The organism is Amycolatopsis minnesotensis (assembly GCF_039529815.1).
GTDB lineage: Bacteria > Actinomycetota > Actinomycetes > Mycobacteriales > Pseudonocardiaceae > Amycolatopsis > Amycolatopsis minnesotensis.
In genome coordinates this window covers 1-19,999 of the sequence record NZ_BAAANN010000027.1, presented here as the reverse complement: position 1 = coordinate 19,999, position 19,999 = coordinate 1, and the positions used below count along the sequence as shown (strand labels likewise).

14 protein-coding genes are annotated in these 19,999 nt (G+C 70.1%); 6 read left to right on the top strand and 8 right to left on the bottom strand.

Annotated elements, in window-relative coordinates:
- The first annotated feature begins 239 nt into the window (after positions 1 to 239).
- The gene (locus tag ABD256_RS29270) at positions 240 to 2,714 is read left to right on the top strand and encodes an alkaline phosphatase family protein (protein ID WP_344426014.1); all 2,475 of its coding nucleotides are present in this window, start codon (positions 240 to 242) and stop codon (positions 2,712 to 2,714) included.
- A gap of 245 nt (positions 2,715 to 2,959) precedes the next feature.
- On the opposite strand, the gene ABD256_RS29265 is transcribed toward ABD256_RS29270, so the two are convergent.
- From ABD256_RS29265 to ABD256_RS29255, 3 genes are all read right to left on the bottom strand, one after another.
- Positions 2,960 to 3,919 carry an isopenicillin N synthase family dioxygenase gene (locus tag ABD256_RS29265; RefSeq protein ID WP_344426012.1) on the bottom strand — a complete coding sequence of 320 codons (960 nt, stop codon included), beginning with the start codon at positions 3,917 to 3,919 and terminating at the stop codon, positions 2,960 to 2,962.
- Positions 3,916 to 4,386: a nucleoside deaminase gene (locus ABD256_RS29260; RefSeq protein ID WP_344426010.1), complete on the bottom strand. Its 471-nt coding sequence runs from the start codon at positions 4,384 to 4,386 to the stop codon at positions 3,916 to 3,918. Before ABD256_RS29260 ends, ABD256_RS29265 begins: the two co-directional genes overlap by 4 nt.
- Positions 4,387 to 4,870: 484 nt before the next feature.
- The gene (locus ABD256_RS29255) at positions 4,871 to 5,482 is read right to left on the bottom strand and encodes a TetR/AcrR family transcriptional regulator (protein WP_344426007.1); all 612 of its coding nucleotides are present in this window, start codon (positions 5,480 to 5,482) and stop codon (positions 4,871 to 4,873) included.
- Between the two features lie 1,368 nt (positions 5,483 to 6,850).
- Here ABD256_RS29255 and ABD256_RS29250 point away from each other — a divergent pair.
- The 5 genes from ABD256_RS29250 to ABD256_RS29230 all read left to right on the top strand — a co-directional run bounded on the left by ABD256_RS29250 (position 6,851) and on the right by ABD256_RS29230 (position 10,820).
- A complete protein-coding gene (locus tag ABD256_RS29250) occupies positions 6,851 to 7,852 on the top strand; it encodes a ParB N-terminal domain-containing protein (protein WP_344426004.1) in 1,002 nt (333 codons plus the stop codon).
- Positions 7,853 to 8,030: 178 nt separating this feature from the next.
- The gene (locus ABD256_RS29245) at positions 8,031 to 8,306 is read left to right on the top strand and encodes a chorismate mutase (RefSeq protein WP_344426001.1); all 276 of its coding nucleotides are present in this window, start codon (positions 8,031 to 8,033) and stop codon (positions 8,304 to 8,306) included.
- Positions 8,307 to 8,685: 379 nt separating this feature from the next.
- Entirely contained in the window at positions 8,686 to 9,519 is an 834-nt protein-coding gene (locus ABD256_RS29240) for an ArsR/SmtB family transcription factor (protein WP_344425998.1), read from the top strand.
- A gap of 54 nt (positions 9,520 to 9,573) precedes the next feature.
- The gene (locus tag ABD256_RS29235) at positions 9,574 to 10,551 is read left to right on the top strand and encodes an ArsR/SmtB family transcription factor (protein WP_344425995.1); all 978 of its coding nucleotides are present in this window, start codon (positions 9,574 to 9,576) and stop codon (positions 10,549 to 10,551) included.
- Between the two features lie 59 nt (positions 10,552 to 10,610).
- Entirely contained in the window at positions 10,611 to 10,820 is a 210-nt protein-coding gene (locus tag ABD256_RS29230) for an MbtH family protein (protein ID WP_344425992.1), read from the top strand.
- 45 nt (positions 10,821 to 10,865) lie between these two features.
- Here the strand turns inward: ABD256_RS29230 and ABD256_RS29225 are convergent, their stop codons facing one another.
- The 5 genes from ABD256_RS29225 to ABD256_RS29205 all read right to left on the bottom strand — a co-directional run.
- Positions 10,866 to 12,416, bottom strand: a complete 1,551-nt coding sequence (locus ABD256_RS29225) for a glycosyltransferase family 39 protein (RefSeq protein WP_344425990.1) — start codon at positions 12,414 to 12,416, stop codon at positions 10,866 to 10,868.
- 74 nt (positions 12,417 to 12,490) lie between these two features.
- Positions 12,491 to 13,831 carry a sensor histidine kinase gene (locus ABD256_RS29220; protein WP_344425987.1) on the bottom strand — a complete coding sequence of 447 codons (1,341 nt, stop codon included), beginning with the start codon at positions 13,829 to 13,831 and terminating at the stop codon, positions 12,491 to 12,493.
- Between the two features lie 44 nt (positions 13,832 to 13,875).
- Positions 13,876 to 15,168, bottom strand: a complete 1,293-nt coding sequence (locus ABD256_RS29215) for an MFS transporter (protein WP_344425984.1) — start codon at positions 15,166 to 15,168, stop codon at positions 13,876 to 13,878.
- A gap of 25 nt (positions 15,169 to 15,193) precedes the next feature.
- Positions 15,194 to 16,507: a serine hydrolase domain-containing protein gene (locus ABD256_RS29210; protein ID WP_344425979.1), complete on the bottom strand. Its 1,314-nt coding sequence runs from the start codon at positions 16,505 to 16,507 to the stop codon at positions 15,194 to 15,196.
- On the bottom strand, positions 16,504 to 19,999 hold a 3,496-nt coding region (locus ABD256_RS29205), incomplete at its 5' end, for an amino acid adenylation domain-containing protein (protein WP_344425976.1). The genes ABD256_RS29205 and ABD256_RS29210, both read right to left, overlap by 4 nt.

The window sequence follows — 19,999 nt, the reverse complement described above, 5'->3', positions numbered from 1 at the left end:
ACTTGCCGGTGCCACCTTGCCACGACCTGATGCGTCCATTGTCTACAGCCGGGGCCCGGCGGCCCGGCCCGCACCGGACGGCTGGTATGCCCGTCGTGCCCGAATGATCCTTGTGCCGAAAGGGGAATCCGCCTCTCGCCGGGTTGCGGGACGGCTCCCGGTCGGGTGTGCTCGGGCGGGTACGAACTGGGGTCGTGCGCACCGCGCCCGGTGCGGTGAGGGAAGGACTGGCGGTCGATATGCCCGAAATATCCCGGCGAAAGCTGCTCGGTGCCACCGGCGGTGTGCTCGGTGGTGCGGCGGCGGCGAGCCTGCTGCCGCCGAACCTGCGCCGCGCCATGGCGCAGACCCCGCGCCGGCCCGGTCCACTGCGCGAGATCAAGCACGTCGTCGTGCTCATGCAGGAGAACCGGTCGTTCGACCACTACTTCGGCACCCTCCCCGGGGTGCGCGGGTTCGCCGATCCGGACATGGCCAAGCTGCCGAACGGGAAATCCGTGCTGTACCAGCCGGACGAGAAGAATCCGGCGGGCTACCTGCTGCCGTTCCACCTGGACACGAAGACCACCAGCGCGCAGGCGATCCCGTCCACCAGCCACGCCTGGAAGGTGCAGCATTCGGCATGGCACAACGGGAAGATGGACAACTGGCTGCCAGCGCACCGCGCCGCGGACGGCGACGAGCACGGCCCCTACACGATGGGCTACTACACGCGCGAGGACATCCCGTTCCAGTTCGCGCTCGCCGAGTCGTTCACCGTCTGCGACCGCTACCACTGCTCCCTGCTCGGGCCGACGTGGCCGAACCGGCTCTACCACTGGACCGGCATGATCGATCCGGCCGGCACCGGCGGCGGCCCGATCACCAGCAACGTGGTGAAGGAGCCCTACGGCTGGACGACCTATCCGGAGCGGCTCACGAAGGCGGGCGTGTCGTGGCACGTCTACCAGGAGGAGGACGACTACGGCTGCAACCCGCTCGAGTTCTTCGCCGCCTACCAGGACGCGGGCCCGGATTCCCCGCTGTACCGGCACGGGCTGGCGATCTCGCCCGCCGACCGGTTCGCCCACGACGCGCTGCACGACCGGTTGCCGACGGTCTCGTGGATCATCCCGACCTCGCCGCAGTGCGAGCACCCGGACTACCTTCCCGCGTCCGGCGCGGACTTCGTCGCGCAGCAGCTCGACGCGGTCGCGGCGAACCCGGAGGTGTGGAACAAGACCGTCTTCATCCTGAACTACGACGAGAACGACGGGTTGTTCGACCACATGATCCCGCCGACCCCGCCGAAGGGGACGAAGGACGAGTTCGTCGACGGGGTCCCGATCGGCGCCGGGATCCGGGTCCCGTGCGTAATCGTGTCACCCTGGACGCAGGGCGGGTTCGTCGCACGGGAGCCGTTCGACCACACCTCGGTACTGCGGTTCCTGGAGAAGATCACCGGGGTGCGCGAGCCGAACATCTCCGCGTGGCGCCGCGCCACCTTCGGCGACCTGACTTCGGCGCTCGGGTTCGACGGCCACCGCCCGTTCCCGGAGCTGCCCGGGACGAAGGACGCGTTGTGGCAGGCGGAGCACGACGTCGCGACCCTGCCGCCCGCCGAGATCCCCGGCAAGGACCAGAAACCCCCGGCGCAGGACGTCGCGGCGAAGGCGCGCCCGGCCGGCACCGCCACGGCACTGAGCGGGGCACGGGCGCTTTCGGCCAGCCGCGTGGTCGAAAGCGCGACGACCCATCGCGCCGACTTCCCGGAAGGGTTCGGCGGCACGAGCTTTCCCGGCGTGCCCGCGAACGTCGCCGGCGCCGAGGTGGCGGCGACCAGGCGTGCCTACGCGTGCGGGATCGTGAACTACACGATTTCGATCATCGACGCGGCGAAGCACGAGCTGGCCGGCGGTATCGACGCGGGCACCAACCCGTACGGCATGGCGGAGGCGGGGAACCGGCTGTACGTGACCAACTCCGGGGCGAGCGATGTGTCCGTTGTGGACACCAAGACCAACAAGATCACCTCCTCGATCACGGTGGGCCTCTACCCGCACGGCATCGCGGCCGCGCCGGACGGCAAGCACGTCTTCGTCGCGAACACCGGGCCGGACACCGGGCCCGGCGGGTCCACGACGGTGTCGGTGCTCGACACGGCGGCGGGCAAGGTGTCCGCGACGATCGAGGCGGGGCTCGCCCCGCACGCCGTCGCGGTCAGCCCGGACGGCAAGACCCTCTACACCACCTGTTACGACGGTCTGTCCGTTGTGGACATCGAGACGGGCCGGGTGCGGACGAGGCTGGCGGACCAGGCACGGGCCGGTGGCGTCGCGGTGACGCCGGACGGGCGGCAGGTCTACGTCGTGAACACCTGGCAGCGCACCGTTTCCGTGGTGGACGCCCGCTCGGCCGCGGTGATCGCGCGGATCCCGGTGGGCGAGGCACCGTGGAAGGTCGCGATCAGCCCTGACGGGCACGCCGCGTACGTGACGAACGCCAATGCCGACACCCTTTCGGTGATCGACACCGGGAGCAGGCGCGTCCGGCACACGGTGGCCGCCGTCGGGCACATCCCGACCGGGCTCACCGCGGGCAAGGACGAGGTGTGGGTGACCACCAACGCGTCCAGCACGGTGGTCGCGATCGACGCGAAGAGCTTGAAGATCGTCGCGCGCGTGCCGCTCGGGCTCTCCGCAGAGCCGAGCGACGTCGTGCTGGTCGGGGGCTGACGCGGGCTCGCTGAACGACGCCAAGGGGTGGCGGTTCGCCAGCGCGCCGTCGCCGGTGATCACGCTGCCGTTTGGGGAAGCCGAGGCCGGTGGCCACCTCGGCGACGTGCCAGGAAGGTCGGCGTGGGTGCTGAGCGTTCCGTCGGCTTCGCGGCGGAGCGGCGTCGCGCATCGGGCGCTCGCGGGCGGAACCCGCCGTAGGTGCCGGCGCGCCCGGCGGCTCGCCGGAAACCCGTGGCGGATCGTCAGCCGAGCGAGATGGCGTCGAGCTTGGACCGCAGGTACTCCGACGCCACCACCTCCGGGTACGCGGTGTGCCCGACGGGCGGCCCCAGCGACCTGATCCGCGCGTCGTGATCGGTCTCGTAGAAGAAGATGAGCGACATCGCGTCCCCGTCACCCACCTCGGGCGCCAGCACCCGGTGCCGCGTCGAGCGCCACCGGTCGCCGGTCCACCTGGCCATCAGGTCGCCGATGTTGACCGTGAAGGTGTCCGGTTCGGACGGTGCGTCCTCCCACTCGCCCGCCCGGTTGAACACCTGCAGCCCGCGTGCGCCCGGCTGGCGGTCGAGCACGGTCACCGTGCCGAAGTCGGTGTGCGGGCCGATCCGGTACTGCCCCTCCTCCGGGGTGCCGACCCGGCCGCGGGAGGGATACCAGTTGATGTTGAACGTGTAGGTGGGGTGGCGGGTGTGCTGGGTGAAGTGGTCCGCGGCGAGGCCGAGCGCGCTGGCGAACACGGTCAGCAGCTCGTCCGAGACCCGCCGCATGTGGGCCATGTAGCGCCTGGCGACGGTGGCGAGCTCGGGCACCTCGTCCGGCCACACGTTCGGCTGGAACCAGAACGCGTCGACCTCGGCGTCGCCGATCGCGGCGTCGGCCCCCGACGAAAGCGACTCCTTGAGATCGGGCGGGGTCGCGGTGCCTTCGGCGTAGGCGTTCGCTTCGACGCCGGGCGGGAGCCATCCACGGCCGCCGACCGCGACCGAGTACTTGGCCTTGGCGGGGTGGTCGAGGGAGAAGAACCGCTTCGCGAGCTGCCGGACGCGGGCACGGAGGTCGTCCGGCACGCCGTGCCCGCCGATGAGCAGGAATCCGGAGTCCTGAAGGGCTTCGTCGATGCGGGTGGCCACGGCGGCGCGGTCGGCCATGTCGCCGTGGAACCACGGAGCGAGATCGATGAGGGGTACCGACGTGCGGTTCACGTTCCGCTCCCGGATGTTTCGGCGCCGATGTCCTCGTACCAGAGCTCGGGGTGCTCGGCGATGAAACGCGTCATCAGTTCGGTGCAGGCGGCGTCCGAGAGCAGGGTGATGCCGACGCCGTTTTCGGCGAGCCAGTCGTGCCCGCCGGAGAAGGTGGCGGCCTCGCCGATCACGACGTGGCCGATGCCGAACTGCCGGACGAGGCCGCTGCAGTACCAGCACGGCGACAGCGTGGTCACCATCACCGTGTCGCGGTAGTGGCTCCGCCTGCCCGCCGCGCGGAAGGCGGCCGTCTCGGCGTGCATCGCGGGGTCACCGTCCTGCACGCGCCGGTTGTGCCCCTTGCCGAGCAGCTCACCGTCCACTGTGAACAGCGCGGCGCCGATCGGGACACCGCCCTCCGCCAGCCCGGCGAGTGCTTCGGCGTGCGCGACCGTGAGCAGGCTTGCCGGATCGAAGGACACCATGCGCATACTTTCGCCGTGCTTGTCACAGCTTGGCAAGTACTAGCGCGCCACCACTCCGGACAGTATTCGCCCGTGTGCGTTTTCCGCAGGTCAGACCGCCGGTTTCGGCGCGGGGGACGCCCCTCGCCCGGCGAGGGTCGCGATGGAGCCGAGCGCGATCGCGGCGAGCAGCCGAGCGAGGCGGTGTCGATCAGCAGGAACATCGGCACCGCCCGGCGCAGCAGGCCGATCGTGCCCGCCGCGTAGGTCCGCAGCCACCCGATGCGGTCGGAAAGCCTTGCGGCCCAAGGGATCACCACGAGCTGGGTGGGGCTGATCACGATGGTGACAGTGAGCACCGGCCCGCGCGCCATGCCGAGATGCCTCATCGTGTAGTCGAGCGTGGTCAACGTCGCAGCTCGAGGATTTCCCGGTGAATCGACACCGACCGGTGGGTACGCCACCCGGATGCCAGATGGACAGTTTGCCCGAAATGTGCAGTTCGTCAGGTCGACGCGCCCAGCATGCGCAACACGAGCTCGCCGTACTCGTCGCCGAGCGCGTCCGGGCTCTGGCGGTTGCGCTCGCTGTACCAGCGCGCCACGTCGACGCCGAGGGACAGCACCGCCCTCGCCGCGGTGCGCGGGTTGCCGACGGTGAAGTCGCCGGAGGCGACGCCGTCCGCGATGAGCTGCTCGACGTGCCGTTCGATGCGCCGCCGCAGGGCGGTGACGATCTCCAGTTCCTGCTCGGGCAGCGCTCCGAGTTCGTACTGCACGACCCGTGCCACCGTGTGCCGGCGCGCGTGCCACGCGGCGAAGCCCTGCACCAGCGTCCGCATCCGCGCCGACGGGCTGCCCGCACCCGCGACCACGCCCTCCACGAGCGCGAGCGTCTGGTCGTGCCCGCTCTTGCTGATCGCGAACAGGAGTGCGGCCTTCGAGGGGAAGTGCACGTACAACGCTGCGGGACTCATGCCCGCGCCGCTGGCGATGTCGCGGGTGGTGGTGGCGTGGTAGCCGCGGCGGGCGAACGACTCCACCCCGGCGAGCATCAGCCTGCGGGCGGCGTCCGGCTGGACGTCCGGCCACAGGTCCGTCGAAAGGGACGTGGTCATGGCAGGACATCCTCCCGGATCGTGGCGTGCGCGCGCGGGCCCTTGACGGCATCCGTCGTACGGTCCCAGTCTAAGTGAGCGCTCAGTAACCAACGGCGGGGAGTCCGGGTTCAGCACCGGCGAACCGGTCACCGTCGGTGACGGACCTGTCCGGCGAAGATGTCGTGCGCCCTCGCATTCGCCCTCCGCTCGGCGAGGGTGCGCAGCGGGTGTGGAACATCGGGACCTTGGGCGGCGGCGGGCGTTTCCGCGTCTTCGAATCGGCGGAGGTCTGCCGTTTCGAGGACGTCGGAAATCTTCCGGAGCGGCCTGTTCGAACCGTGCGCCGAAAACGCTGGCCGAAGTTGCTCGGCCGGATAAGTGCTGGTGGTCGTCGTGGCATAGCCGGATCGGCGATGGTGTGCGCGCAATTTCACAAAGAGCGATCTCATAGTGGGCTCACTTGATCTTCGATGAATTCCCGGTACGGGCACTGTCAATTGTTTCACCGGCAGGCGGGCAAGGCTGTCTGGTGAGTCTCGGGATCGTCGTCGTCGAGCCGCTGGTGGCCCGGTTCCGTGACGAGTTCTGCCGGCAGCCGAGTCGTCGGCTCTCGAATTCGAGTGCCGCCGTCCGCACGGGTGGCGTGCCGCTGTGTGCCGGTGATCGGGACATCGTCCTCGGGTCGCGTGACCTCGGACTTAGCGTCGGATCGCGCATGTCGCCGGGGAGAGACGCCCATCACATCCGGCGGTGCCGCACGGGCTGGAGCCGGGTCCGCGGGCCCCTAATGGCAGGCTAAGTGTTCGCTAAGAATATTCAAAGAAGAGTGCCGGATTGAGCTGGCAATCTTTTCTGACGGTCCGTCAGGGTTAACGCCTCCTGGCCGTCCGCTATCCGCCCCGGGTCTCTTACGTGCATAAACGGTGATTCACCGGCGAGGGGGAGCCGGTCGGCGAAAGAACGCGCCCCTCGCTCGCCTGTTTCAGGCTGGCGCTGGCCGTTGTTAGCCGTCCGGTGAAACCCGGTGCGGTGCGATGCCAGGGCGCAGTCAGAAGTATTAGTCTGTTCGGGTGGTCGACTTGTCTCAAGTGTCCGTTCTTGACGACAGCGGGTTAAGTTCTGGTATACTTTTGTTTCAAATAATTAAATAGTCACGAGATGTGTGGAGTTTCCTCTGGGGTAGAGCCGAACAATGCTCGGGCTTCCTTCTCGTGGCAAAGTCGGGTTTCACCGCGGTTGTACCGGGGTGCGACACGTCGTCGTCGGACTGGGGAGTTTTGGCGATTCGTCGTGGGCCTGGTGTGGCCGGGCGGTCCGCCCGGCGCGACGCTGGGGAGCGGGTGGCCTGTCGAGGGGGAGGCAATGCCTGAGCAGCCGGTTCATCGGATGGACGAGCTAACGCGGGCGGCGGAACTGTCGCCTGCCCGCGCGGTCGGCATGACCGAGGTGACCAGGGTGCGGATCGGCGAACTCGTCGCCGCCGATTCGCCGAGGGCGGCAGGCGAGGATCAGCAGCACGCGAGGATGCTCGCCGAATCGGACGCGGAACTGCCGCCGATCATCGTGCACCGGCAGTCAATGCGCGTGATCGACGGCATGCACCGGTTGCGGGCCGCGATCCTGCGCGGAGAGACGGAGCTCGACGTCCGGTTCTACGACGGCGACGAGAAGGACGCCTTCGTGCTGGCCGTCCGTGCGAACGTGGCGCACGGCCTGCCGTTGTCGCTCAACGATCGCATCGCCGCCGCGCGGCGGATCATCGGCTCGCACCCGCACTGGTCCGACCGGATGATCGCCTCGGTGACCGGGCTCGCGCCGAAGACCGTCGGCGGGGTCAGGACGCGTTCGAGTGAGGAATTCACTCAGTCGAACGTTCGGTTGGGAAAGGACGGCCGGACTCGCCCCACCAACACCGCGGCCGGTCGCCTGCTCGCGAGCGAGCTGCTGCGGGAGAATCCGGCCGCGTCGCTGCGCGAGATCGCCAGGGCGGCGGGGGTCGCCCCGTCGACGGTGTCCGACGTGCGCGAGCGGCTGAGCCGGGGCAAACATCCCGTGCCGCCCCGGCAGCGCGGAGCGCTGGCCATCGAATCGGACGAGCACGAGCCGGACCCGGCGGAGCCCCGGTCCGAATCGCAGACGTCCCGCGCCGATCGGATCGCGATGCTGGAAGCCCTGCGAAAGGACCCGTCCTTCCGGTTCACCGAAGCGGGGCGGGCGCTGCTGCGGTGGTTGGACAGCAGGTTCGCGGAGACCCCGGAGTGGGAGCGGCTCGTCGAGGGCGTGCCCTCGCACCGGGCGCGCACGGTCGCGGACCTCATCCACGACATTTCACGGGATCTGTCCCGGTTCGCCGAGTTAATCGAGCGGAAGGGGAATGCCGGCGCATAGTCGGCTGCCGTCCCGCATTCGCTAATCCGTGCTACAGTTGCGCCGTTCTCGAGCGGAACCTCTGGGGCTACTTTTGCACGGTTTCTGTTCGCTGGCTTCGGAGCACACATGGGCGATGTTTCGCACGTCGAATGGTGGCGCGCGGGACTCTTTCTTGGCGAGGGATGGCGGTCCAGGTATGTCGGCACAGGTTATTGAAGAGACGCGCAAGCAGATCGACCAGATGGACGAGCAGATTCTGGAGCTGGTCGAGCGTCGCATTTCGTTGTCAGGTCACATCCAGCGGCTGCGGATCGACTCGGGCGGGACCAGGGTCGAGCACGCGCGCGAGAACTTCGTGATCCGGCGCTACCGCACCAGGTTCGGCAAGTCGGGCGCGTCGATGATCATGGCGATCCTCGAACTGTGCCGGGGCCGGATCGCCGAGGGCAAGCAGCCGGCCGGGTGTGGCTGAGCGGGTCGCGACCTGCGGGTGGCCAAGGGAGTCGCTGGCGAAAGCCGGCGGCTCCCTTTTTCAGTTCTGCTGAAAAGTGCCGCGTCGGTGTGGGTTCCGGAACCGGCTCCCGTGCACTGTCCGGCTCGCGGGCGAACGTGATCGCGAGCGGGTTTGCGCGCTGGATCGTCCTACGGAATGATCGCGGCAGGTAGTGCTAGCACTACCCGGACTTCACCCGGCGGCGCTACCAGGCGGCGCCGTCAGGGTGCTGAAGGCGATCTCGGCTCAACTGTGGGGATTCGAATGGCGACGCCATGAAAAAATGGCCTCGTGCATCGGAGGAAGGCGGGTTCTTTTCGTGCGCAAAATACTTTTCGCGAGCGGGGACGTTTCACGGGTGCGCCTCGTTTCCACGGTGGGAATGGAGTCGGAAACGGTCTTCGCCCTCGACATGCTCGGCAGGGCGGGGCGGACGCCGTTCGCCGAGTGGCACAAGAAGGTGCACGCCGAGCTCGGCTCTCGCGCGCAGACGCTGAAGACACTGGTCAAGGCGCTGCGCCCGACCTCGGCACTGCTGTCGTTCCGCGAACGCCCGACCCAGATGCACGAGGAGCCGCTGGAGGCGGCCGGAATCGGCCTTGCCGAGGCGCAGGCCGCGATCGAAGAGTTCCGCGAAGTCGCCGTGCGCCCGACCTGGATGTCGATCCGGCGGCACCTGGAGGGCGAGCGCAGCGCGCGCGGGCGGATCCTGGCCACCGGCGGGGTGGACCGCCTGCTGGCCACCCTGCACTCGCGGGTGCGCTGGGACTCGAAGTCCCTGCAGTTGCAGGGCTGCGACGGCGAGGACGTCCGGCTCGACGGCAGGGGCCTGGCGCTGGCGCCCTCCTTCTTCCTGCACGACAGGGACCCGGTGCTCGTCTGGGAGTGCGGGCAGCCGACGCTGGTGTTCCCGGCGCTGCCCGATCCGGCAGGCACGGGCGGCGAACAGGTGAAGCGCGGGGAGCGCGCCCTCATCGCACTGGTCGGCCGCACCCGCGCGGAGGTGATGCGGGCGCTGACCGCGAAGAGCACCACCGGCCAGCTCGCGGGGCGCCTCGGCGTTTCGCCGGCGGGCGCCAGCCAGCACACCGGCGTGCTGAGGCAGGCGGGCCTCATCACGACCGAGCGCAGCCGGAACACCGTCCTGCACGCCCTCACCCCACTCGGCCACGCGCTGCTGGGCGAGGTGTGAGGACGGGTTCGACAAGCCTGGGGAAACGAAGTCGGGAATGGGGGAGATACCGGAATGCGGATTCAGTTCACCGACCAGGATCTCGGCGGGGTGCGGATGACGTCGACGCTCGGCCCGTTCGCGGAGACCGTGTTCGCGATGGAGTCGTTCGCCTCGGACACCGCGCCGGCGCTCAGAACGTGGGCCCAGTACGTCGCGGGACAGGTCGACGCACGGGCCACCTTGACGAAACCGCTCGCGCTCTTGGCCAAAAGACCGCAGGCGCTTCGCGGCCTCGTCGGCGAGTCCGCGGCGCCGGACACCGGGCTCGACCGGGCCGAGACGGCGAGCGCGGTGCAGGACTTCTTCCAGGTAGCGCTGGCCTCCTACTGGTGGCGCGTGCACGGCTACCTGGAATCGGTGCGCGACGAACTGGGCAGGGCGCTGGCCGTCGGCGGGCTGGAACGGCTCTTCACGACCCTGCACCCGACGGTCCGCTGGACCTACCCCGTGCTCGAACTCGTCGATCTCCCCGGTCCGGACCTGCGGCTGACCGGTACCGGGCTGCTGCTCGTGCCGTCGGTGTTCCTGGCACCGAAATCGTGCGTGGTGACCGAACGCCGCGGGCAACCGGCACTGGTCTTCCCCGCGCCGCCCGAACCGCGGCTGGGCGGGTTGCTGTGGGGACGCAGGCGCGAGGGCGCCGGATCGCTCGCCGCGCTCGTCGGCCGCACCAGGGCCGCGATGCTGCAGGCGCTGACCGACAGCAGGACGACGGGTGAGCTGGCCGAGTACCTCGGGATTTCCCCCGCGGGGGCGAGTCACCACACCGCGGTGCTCCGCAACGCGCGGCTCATCACCACGCACCGGCACCGCAACACGGTGACGCACAACCTGACCGCGCTCGGGGTGGCGTTGCTGGACGGCGGGGCGAACGCGCGCCCGCGGCGGCCCGCCGAAACCGCATCGGACGGCGCGGCGGCACCGGTGTGGGACGGCAGCCGGTTCGCTCCGGCGCAACGACGTCCACTCGGTGAGCTGTGCCGCGGATGAACCCGGCGTAGCCCACCCCAGTTTTTCGCAAGAGAACCCGTGATGCACAGGAGGTAGTGGTGACTAATCCATTCGACGACGAGAACGGGACCTTCCTGGTCCTGGTCAACGACGAGGGCCAGCATTCGCTGTGGCCGTCGTTCGTGGCCGTCCCGGCCGGGTGGACCGTGGTCAAGCAGGAGGACACCCGGCAGAACTGCCTCGACTACGTCAACGAGCACTGGACGGACATGCGCCCGGCGAGCCTGGTGAAGGCGATGGGCGAGTAGCCACCTGCGCCGGGGTGCCCACGTGGGCACCCCGGCGCAGGTGGGTCAGAAGTCCCCGAGCCACCGGATCTTCGGCCACAGCCGCGACCACGATTCCCTCGGCTGGTGGCAGACCGCGATTTCCTGGCCCCGATCGAGCAGCGGCAGGTCAGCGGTGAGCGGACCGCGCGGCTCGCAGCGCTCGAACAGCGAGGCGAGCTGCGCGGCCGGCATCCCGAAGGTGATCACGACGGTCTTGTCTTCACCGGGCACACCGAAGTCGGCATAGGAGTTGTGGCCGCTGTAGACGCCGGGCAACCCGTATTCCGGGCCGTACCTGTCGATCGCGCCGGCCTGGCTGTAGGTGCGGGTGAGGATGACAGCGTGCGCGGCGTCTTGTTGCGGCAGCGTCCGGTGGACGGCGGCGACCTGCTCGGCCAGCCGTGGCCAGCCCGCCTGACCGACCTGCCCCTCGCCGAAGAGCGGGAAGCCGGCGTACTGGGCGTAGAAGCCGATCGGCAGCACCGGGAGCATGACGACGATCCCGAGCGCCGCGTTGGCCGCCACCCCGAGCCAGGTCAACGCCCTGCGCGTGGCGGTCGCCGCCCAGTCGGCCGCGGTGACGCTGCCCGCGGCCAGCAGCACGGTCAGCAGGCCACTGGTGTAGCGGGCCTGCGCGCCGAGCAGGAGCAGCAGGACCACCATGATGGCGAACGCGGCACCGAAGCACCGGTAGGCCCGCCACCGGGGCGCGCGGAGCAGGCCGACGAACCCCGCGATCCACAGTGGACAGACAACGGGGCCGACCAGCAGTAGCAGCAGGGTCGGCACGAACGCGATGCGCACCGCGTCGCGGCCCGCCATGCTCGAAGCCATGTCGAACTGCGGCCAGCCGTGCGCGGTCTGCCAGATCAGCACCGGCGCCGCGAGCACCGCGGCGATGCCGATCCCATAGGCGAGGTGACGGCTGCGGAGCACCTCGCGGGGGCCGGTGAGCAGCAGGCTCGCGGCCAGCACGCCGACCAGCAGCACGAGAAGCAGTTTGTTGAGCAGGCCGGCGCCGACGATGGCGCCGATCGCGAGCCACAGCCGGGTGTCCCTCGTGCGCAGCAGCCGGATCGCGCACCAGCAGATTCCCTGCCACACCACCAGGTCCACGGTGAAGGTGTGCAGGATGTGGGAGATGCTGATGGTCAGCATCGACGCCGCGGTCGCGCCGGCGGCCACTATCTGCGCGCGTCTGCCGCCGCCGAGTTCCCTGGCGATGAGCGCGCCGAGCACCACCACGAGCCCGCCGATGATGGCGGGCACGACGCGGATCGCGGCGACCGTGTCGCCGAACAGCGCGATCTGCGCCTTGGCGAGGAACGGGATGAGTGGTGGCTGGTCGAGGTACCCCCAGGCGAGGTGCTTCCCCGCCACCCGGAAGTACAGTTCGTCGAGGTAGTAGCCGTGCCGCCAGGACAAGGCCAGGGCGAGGGTCACGACGGTGCCGGCGGTGGCCAGCACCGGAAGCGCGGGCAAGGCGGACAGGGCGCGGTGGCTGGTGGCCTTCGCGCCGGAAGCGGTGGTTGCCAAGACGTCCCTCTCGATCGGGCCGAAGATCGAATCGAGCATCGCGCACAGGGGACCGGCTCGGCAACGCGTTCGAATTCGCTCGATCGGTTGGCACGAGGGGAAAACGCGCCGGGTCACGCGTGGTCGATCAGGTTCTCCGGCAACTCGATGAGCAGGACGGTCGGGCCGCCACGGGGACTGTGCAGGAGTACCCGCCCGCCGACGACGGCCACCCGGTCGGCCAGCCCGCGAAGACCGGTGCCGTCGGAGGTGTCGGCGCCCCCGACGCCGTCGTCGCGGACCTTCAACAGCACCAGCCCGCCGGAGAGCGTCCCGGTGACTTCGGCGTGTTCGGCGTGGCTGTGCTTGACGATGTTGGCCAGCGCCTCGTTCACGGCGAAGAAGGCCGCCGATTCGATTTCCGGCGCGGGCCGCAGCGGGAGGTCGATCCGCACCGAAACCGGGATCGGGCACTGGGCGGCGAGTTCGTCCACGGCCGCGGCGATCCCGGAGTTCGTCAGCGACTGCGGATGGATGCCCCTGATGAGCCGCCGCAGATCGGCGAGCACCAGCTGGGCGTCGTCGCGGGCGGCCGCGACTTCTTCACGACTCCCGCAGTCGCAGTGCTTCTGGTCGTGTTCGAGGATGCCGAGCTTCAGGATGAGCGTCGCGAGCCGTTGCTGGGCCCCGTCATGGAGGTCGCGTTCGATGCGCCGCCGCTCGGCCTCGGTGACGCTGGCGAGCCAGGTTCGCGAGTTCGCCGACTGGCGCCCCCACGCGGTGATCTCCTCGCCCCTCGGCGCCAGCATCAGGCGGGTGAGCGCGGCCTGGCTCGCGGCGACCGCGGAGACGGCGTAGGCCGCGACGGGGATCAGCACGAAACCGCTCAGCACCACGAGCGTCTTCGCCAGGATGCTGGTGTCCGGACTGCTGCCCGGCGGACCGAGGTTGATCATCGAGTCGATGTCGAGGAGGAACTCGAGCATCGGCGTGATGGGCAGGATCAGGATCGTGGCCGCGGTGAGCACGATGGCGAGGTCGAGCGGCCCGAGCACCAGCGCGAGCGCCACGGCGTAGCCGAAGGCGCGCCAGGTGCCCGGGTCCCTTAGCTGCGCGGCGACCCAGTGAAGGGGACCGGTCGAGGATCGGCGGCGGAGTTTGCCGGAGGACAGCGCGAGGTCCATCACGCGCAGTCGCCTGCGCTCGACGGTGGCCAGCGGCACCGCGACGACGAAGCAGACGGCCAGCAGGATCAGCAGTCCCGACGCGTACGCGCCGACCGTGCCGAACTGGGAGAGCCATTTGAGGAGTGCGAGCATCGGCACCACCGCGGTCGCACCGACGGCGAGGTAGACGAGCGACCGCCACGGCCAGCCCGAGAGCAGGAAGCGCCCGGCGTTGCCGCGCATGGCCTGCCACGGCGTCGTCGCGACCCTCTCGTTCGCCCGCGCCTCGACGGGGGTTGACGTGCTCACCCGCGAATGATGTCACATCGAGTCACACCCCGACTCCGCCCAGCTCACGTCCGGTGATCTTCGTCCTCGGCGCGGATCGTGGGAAAGCGCCGCAAGGTCGGGCTCAGCGTCGCTCCGGCGGCGATGAGCGCCATCGCGGCCGCGCACACCACGATGCTCGTCGTCCCGCTGCCGGTGAGGGTCAGCACGGAACCGGTCACCAGCGGGCCCACCGCACCGGCCGCCCCCGAGCCGAGCGCCGAGATCCCGCTCAACCGCCCGCGGAGTTCGTCGGGGGTGATCATGAGCTGGTAGCTCACGACGGTGGTGTTCGCCAGCGGCGCGAGGAACGCGGCGCCGGCGAGCAGCAGCCCGAGGGGCAGGCCGCGCGGCACGGTGACCATCAGCGCCGTCATCACGGTGGCGACCCAGGCGAACCCGATGACTATCAGCGGGGCGGGCAGCGCGGCGTGCAGCTTGGCCGCGAACAGGCCGCCGAGCAGCCCGCCGGCGCCGAGGCAGGCCATGGTGAGCCCGATCTGGCCCGGCCCGACGTTGTCCTCGCCGGAGATCGCCAGCACCAGCAGGATCACCGCGTGGAAGGCGAGGTTGATGAACACGCTGTAGACCAGGGTGGACCGGATCGTCTGACGGCCCAGTGCCCAGCGGAAGCCCTCGGCCATGGCGCGGAACGCCTGGCGCGGCGCCGGTTCGCCGGTGCGGGGCGGCAGCCGGAGGAAGAGCAGGACCACGAAGGAGGCGGTCAGCGCGACCGCTTCGACGGTGAACGGCAGCGCCGGGTGCGCCGCGAACGCGAGGCCGGCGAGCGCGGGCCCGAGCAGGATGGCGATGAAGGGCCGCGCGGTGTTGCGGGCCACCGCGTTCGCGAGCTGGGACCTCGGCACCACCTGCGGGAGCGCGGCGTGCTCCGCCGGTTCGAACACCGAGCCGAGCGCGCCTTCGAGCGCGGCCACGATCATGATGTGGGCGAAGGAGAGCGAACCGGTGAACTGGACGAGCGCTATGCTCGCCAGCCCGAGCGCTCGCAGGCCCTCGCAGAGCAGCATCAGCTTCCGGCGGTCGACCCGGTCGGCGAGGATCCCGGCAGGCACGCTCGCGGCGACGCTCGCCGCGGCGAGAATCGACGAAGCGACGCCCATCCGCAGCGGTGAGCCGGAGGAGACCAGCACCAGCAGGGGGAACGCGACGAACGCGATCTCCTTGCCCGACTCGGACAGCAGCTGGCTGGCCCACAGGATGTGGTAGTTCCGGTTGCGGGACAACGGTGTTTCCGGTTCGGCGGTGCCGACCGGTCGGGTGGTTCCGGCCGGGTTCGCCGGCAGGCCTGCGTCAGGCACGGTGGTCTCCCTGTGGTGGTGCCGGTCAGCGGGGCGCGGCGGCGCGCCTGGCGAGCCTGCCGGTGAACTGGAGCAGGTCGATCCCGGTGGCGCCGGGCTCGCGGAGGAACCTGCCGACGCACAGCAGCCTTCCCGCCCCGAGGTCCCGCATCGCGAACCGCAGATCGTCGAAACAGCTGAGCGTGGAATGGGGCGCGGTGTCGATCGCCAGCCGGAGACCGCCGTCATCACCGGGGGTCACGGTGAGTTCGTGCCCGCCGTTGACGTACCCGCCGAGACAGTCCGCGGGCGCCTCCTGTGCCGGGCCGTCCGGAACGGTCGTGAAAGGATAGTCCCCAATGGACAGACCGTGCTCGTGCAGCGCGGCCACGAGGTCACCCCACATCGCCGCGCCGGTGCTGGCGTTCGTGGTGGCCGCGACGGCCGTTCCCCGTACCGGATCGAACCGGAGGTGGCACGAACCGCCGTCGGTCATCCCGTCGTGTCCATACCAGACGGTGTCGCCATCGCGGTAGAGCGCCCAGCCGAGGCCCCATCCGTCGGCGAGCCCGAACGGGCCGACCGCGGCGCCCGCGGTTTGGTCCAGCCGCATCGCGGCGAGCGTGTCCTCGGTCAGCGGACGGGGCAGTGCGGGATCGGTCATGTGCAGGCGCGCGAAGGCCACCAGGTCGTCGGCGCTGAGGGCCAGCGCGCCGTTCGGTGCCTCCACCGCTGGCATCGCCTCGGCGGCCACCGGCTGCGCCTCGGCGAGCACCGGGTGCACCACGTGCCCGGTGGCGATCGGGCGCCTCGACGGGGGACCGGTGACGAACGCGGGCTCGATGCCCAAGGGCCGCAACAGGAACGTGTCCACCGCATCGGCCCACGCCATCCCGGTGACGGCCTCGACGAGGCGGCCCGCCATCAGGTAGCCCGCGTTCGAGTAGGAGAAGGCGGCGCCGGGCGGATGGGCCAGCCGGCCGGCCCGGCAGTGCTCGGCCGCCCACTGCTCGCGCGTGCGCGCGTCCTCGCCTTCGTCCACATCGGACGGAAGCCCGGCCAGGTGGCTGAGCAGCAGCCGTGGCGTCACCCCGGCGTCGTCGGCCAGCTCGGGCAGGTATGCCACGAGCGAGGTGTCGAGATCGACATCGCCGTCTTCGACGAGCGTCATCACCAGCGTCGCGGTGAACGGTTTGGTGAGTGACCCGAGCGGAAAGGCGGTGCGGTCCGTCACCGCGGAACCGGTCTGCGCCAATAGGGTCCGGTCGCCGTCGTGCACCACCAGCCTGGCGTCCGGGACGCCGTGCCGCGCCGCCACTTCCGCCAGCGCCGTCGTCAAGGCCAGTTCGTCCACGCTCATCCCTTCACCGACGGGTCGGCGTGCTCGGCCAGCGAACGAAGCGCGTCGCCGAACGCGTCGGCGAGTTTCGCGATGGTGCCTTCGTCGTGGCTGGCCGCCGAGTAGTGCAGCTCGAACTCCAGCACGTCGCCGCGGACCGCGCCGACGAACTCCACCAGGTACGCCATCCGCTCGTCGGGGCTCTGCTCCTGCCCGACCGGGGTGCGGAAGCGGTGGTAGAGCCCGTTGCCGTCACCAGCGAGCCCGTCCATCCTGCCGTGGTAGTTGAACGCGACCTGCGGCTGCCTTCGCGCGGTGAGCGCCGCGGCGGGGGAGCCGGGCCGGCTCAGCCGTCGCAGGGCGCTGTAACCGATTCCGCGCCCGGGCACCGCGCGCAGCTGACGGCGAGCCGATTTCACCAGCGCGGGCCAGTCCGCGTCGGGTACGTCGAGCACGACCGGATGGATCTCGGTGAACCAGCCGACCGTCCTGGTGAGATCCAGCTCGTCGAGCAGCCCCTCCCGGCCGTGGCCCTCGACATCGATCGCGGCGCGGTCGTCGTTGGCCCACCGGCTCACCGCCACCGCGAGCGCGATCAGCAGCAGATCCTGCACGGGGATCCGGAGCGCCGACGGCGCGACCCGCACCAGCGCGTCGGTTTCCCGCTCGGGCAGCGAAAGCGACAGCGAGCGCGCGGTGGCGACCAGGTTCGGCCCGGGGTGGTCCACCGGCAGCGGTGCGACCTCCGGAAGTGCCGACCAGTACGGAAGCTGGCCGTCCAAGGCACCGTCGCCGACGTGGCGCACGAGCCCTTCCGCCCAGTCGCGCACCGGCGACGTCTTCGCGCCGAGGTCTATCGGTTCGCCCGCGAGGGCCTGGTGGTAGGCGGTGTCCAGGTCGTCGAGGAGGATCCGCCACGACACCGCGTCGACGACGAGGTGGTGGGCGCTGAGGAACAGCAGCGGATTCCCGACCCCGTTGAACAGCACCGCGTGCAGGAGAAGCCCCGCCCCGAGGTCGAACGACTGGTCCGCCAGCACCGCTCGCTCGCGCAGCGCCGCCCACCGTGCCGATTCGTCGCCGTCGGTGAGAGCGTGCGTTTCGAGCACATCGGCGTGCTCGTCCTCCGCGATGGTCGCCGACCACTCGCCGTCGGCGGCGGTGAACCGCGTCCGGAGCGCGTCGTGGTGGCTCACCAGCGCGGACAGGGCGGTGCGCAGCGCGCCCGTCTCGACGTCCCCGGCCAGTTCGACCAGCACCGACTGGCTGAACTGCCAGGGGGCGATCGGGTCGCGGGCGAAGTGGTCGCGCTGCACAGGGGTGAGCGGCAGCGGCCCCGTGACCGGCCGCACCGGCGCGGCCTCTCGTGGCTCGCCGGTGCTGACGAGCGTCGCGAGCTGTCCAATGGTGGGGGCGAGGAACAGGTCCTTCGCCGCCATCCGCAGCCCCGCCTGCCTCGCCTTCGATACGAGCTGGATGCTGAGGATGGAGTCGCCGCCGATCAGGAAGAAGTTGTCGCTCACGCCCACCCGCTCGACTCCGAGCGTCTCGGCCCATACCTCGGCGAGAGTGGCTTCGACGGGCGTGCGGGGCGGCAGGTACGCCTCCGCCAGCTCCGCGCTGATCTCGGGGACGGGCAGCGCGGCACGATCGATCTTGCCGTTGTCCGTCAACGGCAGCGTTTCGAGCACGACGAACATCGACGGCAGGAGGTAGGCGGGCAGTTCGAGCGCGAGCGTGGCGCGGAGCTCTTCCGCGGTGAGCGAGGTTCCGGCCACGTAGGCCACGACCTGGGGCGACCCGGCGCGGTCCTCCCGGAGCACCGCCGCCACCTGGCCCGACCCGGTGTGCTTGGCCAGGACGCGTTCGATCTCGCCGAGTTCCACCCGGAACCCGCGCACCTTCACCTGCTGGTCGGCGCGGCCGAGGTATTCGAGTGTCCCGCCTGCCCGCCACCGCGCCAGGTCACCGGTGCGGTAGAGCCGCTCTCCCTTGGTGCTGAAGGGATCGGCGACGAACCGTTCCGCGGTGAGCAGGCGCTGGTTCAGGTAGCCGCGGGAAATCTGGGCGCCGGCGAGGTAGAGCTCGCCGCCCACCCCGATCGGCGCCGGGCGCAGGGCGTCATCGAGTACCAGTGCTCGCGTGTTCCACATCGGACGGCCGATCACCGGCACGTCGCTCTCGTCGAGGCGGCAGAGCACCGTTTCCACGGTGCATTCCGTCGGGCCGTAGAGGTTGTACACGTGCGTAGCCGGCAGGGCGCGCAGCGTCTGCCAGAGTTCCTCGTCGATCGCCTCGCCCCCGACCAGCAGCACCTTCGGCGTGTGGGCGCCCATGCCGGTGATCCCCGATTCGACGAGGTGACGGGTGTAGGACGGGGTCAGGCACAGCACGTCGATCCCGTTGCGCACCAGGTGATCGAGGAACAGGTCGGGGTCGCGGCGGACGTCGTCGTCGACGATGTGCAACTCGTCGCCGTCGATCATCATCAGGATGGCGTTCAACGACGCGTCGAACGACCACTCGGCGGTCAGCGCCACCGAAAGCCGTTTGCCCGCACTCGTGCGCTCGGGGCCGTAGAGCTCGGCTCGGTGGTGGGTGAACAGCGCGGTGAGGTTGCGGTGCTCGACGACGACGCCCTTCGGTTTGCCGGTGGAGCCCGACGTGTACAGCACGTAAGCGGCGCTCTCCGGGCGTATCGAAGGCAGGGTTCCCGTTTCGCCGGGGCTTTCGACTTCGTCGAGGAGCTGGACGGGTGCGTCTGTCAGCGACCGCAAGCGCGTCCGCGTTCCGGTGTCGACGGTGAGGACGAGCGCCGGCGCGGACTCGCCGAGGAGGTACTTGAGCCTGCTGTCGGGGTTGCCGGTGTCGATCGGCAGGTAGGTGCCGCCCGCCTTCAGCACGCCGAGCATCCCGACGACCGTGTCCGCGCTCCGACCGCAGGCGAGGGCCACCAGCGTTTCACCGGTGCGCCCGGTGAGGTGGTGCGCCAGTGCGGTCGCTCGTGCGCCGAGTTCGCGGTAGGTCAGCCGGGTGCTGCCGCAGACCACCGCGACCGCGTCCGGTGTGCGGCGCACCTGCTGGTCGAAGGCTTCGACGATCGAGGTGGGCGGGATCTCCCGCGCGGTGTCGTTCCACTGTTCGACCACGAGCCGTCGTTCGGCCTCGCGGAGCATCGGCACTGTCGTGAGTGGACGGTTGGGGGTGGCGGCGAGGTTGACGAGCAGTTCCTCGAGGTGCTCCGCCATGCGCTCGATCGTCTCGCGGTCGAACAGCGCTGTGCTGTACCCGAGTACCGCGGCCAGCCCGTCCTGCCCCTGCACGAAGTCCACGCTCAGGTCGTGGCTGACCTTGTCGCTGACCAAGGACTCCTCGGTGACTTCCAGCCCTGGCAGCGACGGGGGGTGCTCGGGGGTGTTGTCGAGGACGATCATGGCTTCGGTGAGGGGGTTGCGGCTGGGGTCTCGGTGGGGGGTGGCGGTGTCGACGATGCGTTCGAAGGGGGTGGTGTCG

Coding starts and splice junctions, on each gene's coding strand:
- ABD256_RS29270 (WP_344426014.1), top strand. CDS start 240: ATGCCCGAAATATCCCGGCGAAAGCTGCTCGGTGCCACCGGCGGTGTG.
- ABD256_RS29260 (WP_344426010.1), bottom strand. CDS start 4,386: ATGGTGTCCTTCGATCCGGCAAGCCTGCTCACGGTCGCGCACGCCGAA.
- ABD256_RS29255 (WP_344426007.1), bottom strand. CDS start 5,482: ATGACCACGTCCCTTTCGACGGACCTGTGGCCGGACGTCCAGCCGGAC.
- ABD256_RS29250 (WP_344426004.1), top strand. CDS start 6,851: ATGGACGAGCTAACGCGGGCGGCGGAACTGTCGCCTGCCCGCGCGGTC.
- ABD256_RS29245 (WP_344426001.1), top strand. CDS start 8,031: ATGTCGGCACAGGTTATTGAAGAGACGCGCAAGCAGATCGACCAGATG.
- ABD256_RS29235 (WP_344425995.1), top strand. CDS start 9,574: ATGCGGATTCAGTTCACCGACCAGGATCTCGGCGGGGTGCGGATGACG.
- ABD256_RS29225 (WP_344425990.1), bottom strand. CDS start 12,416: ATGCTCGATTCGATCTTCGGCCCGATCGAGAGGGACGTCTTGGCAACC.
- ABD256_RS29210 (WP_344425979.1), bottom strand. CDS start 16,507: ATGAGCGTGGACGAACTGGCCTTGACGACGGCGCTGGCGGAAGTGGCG.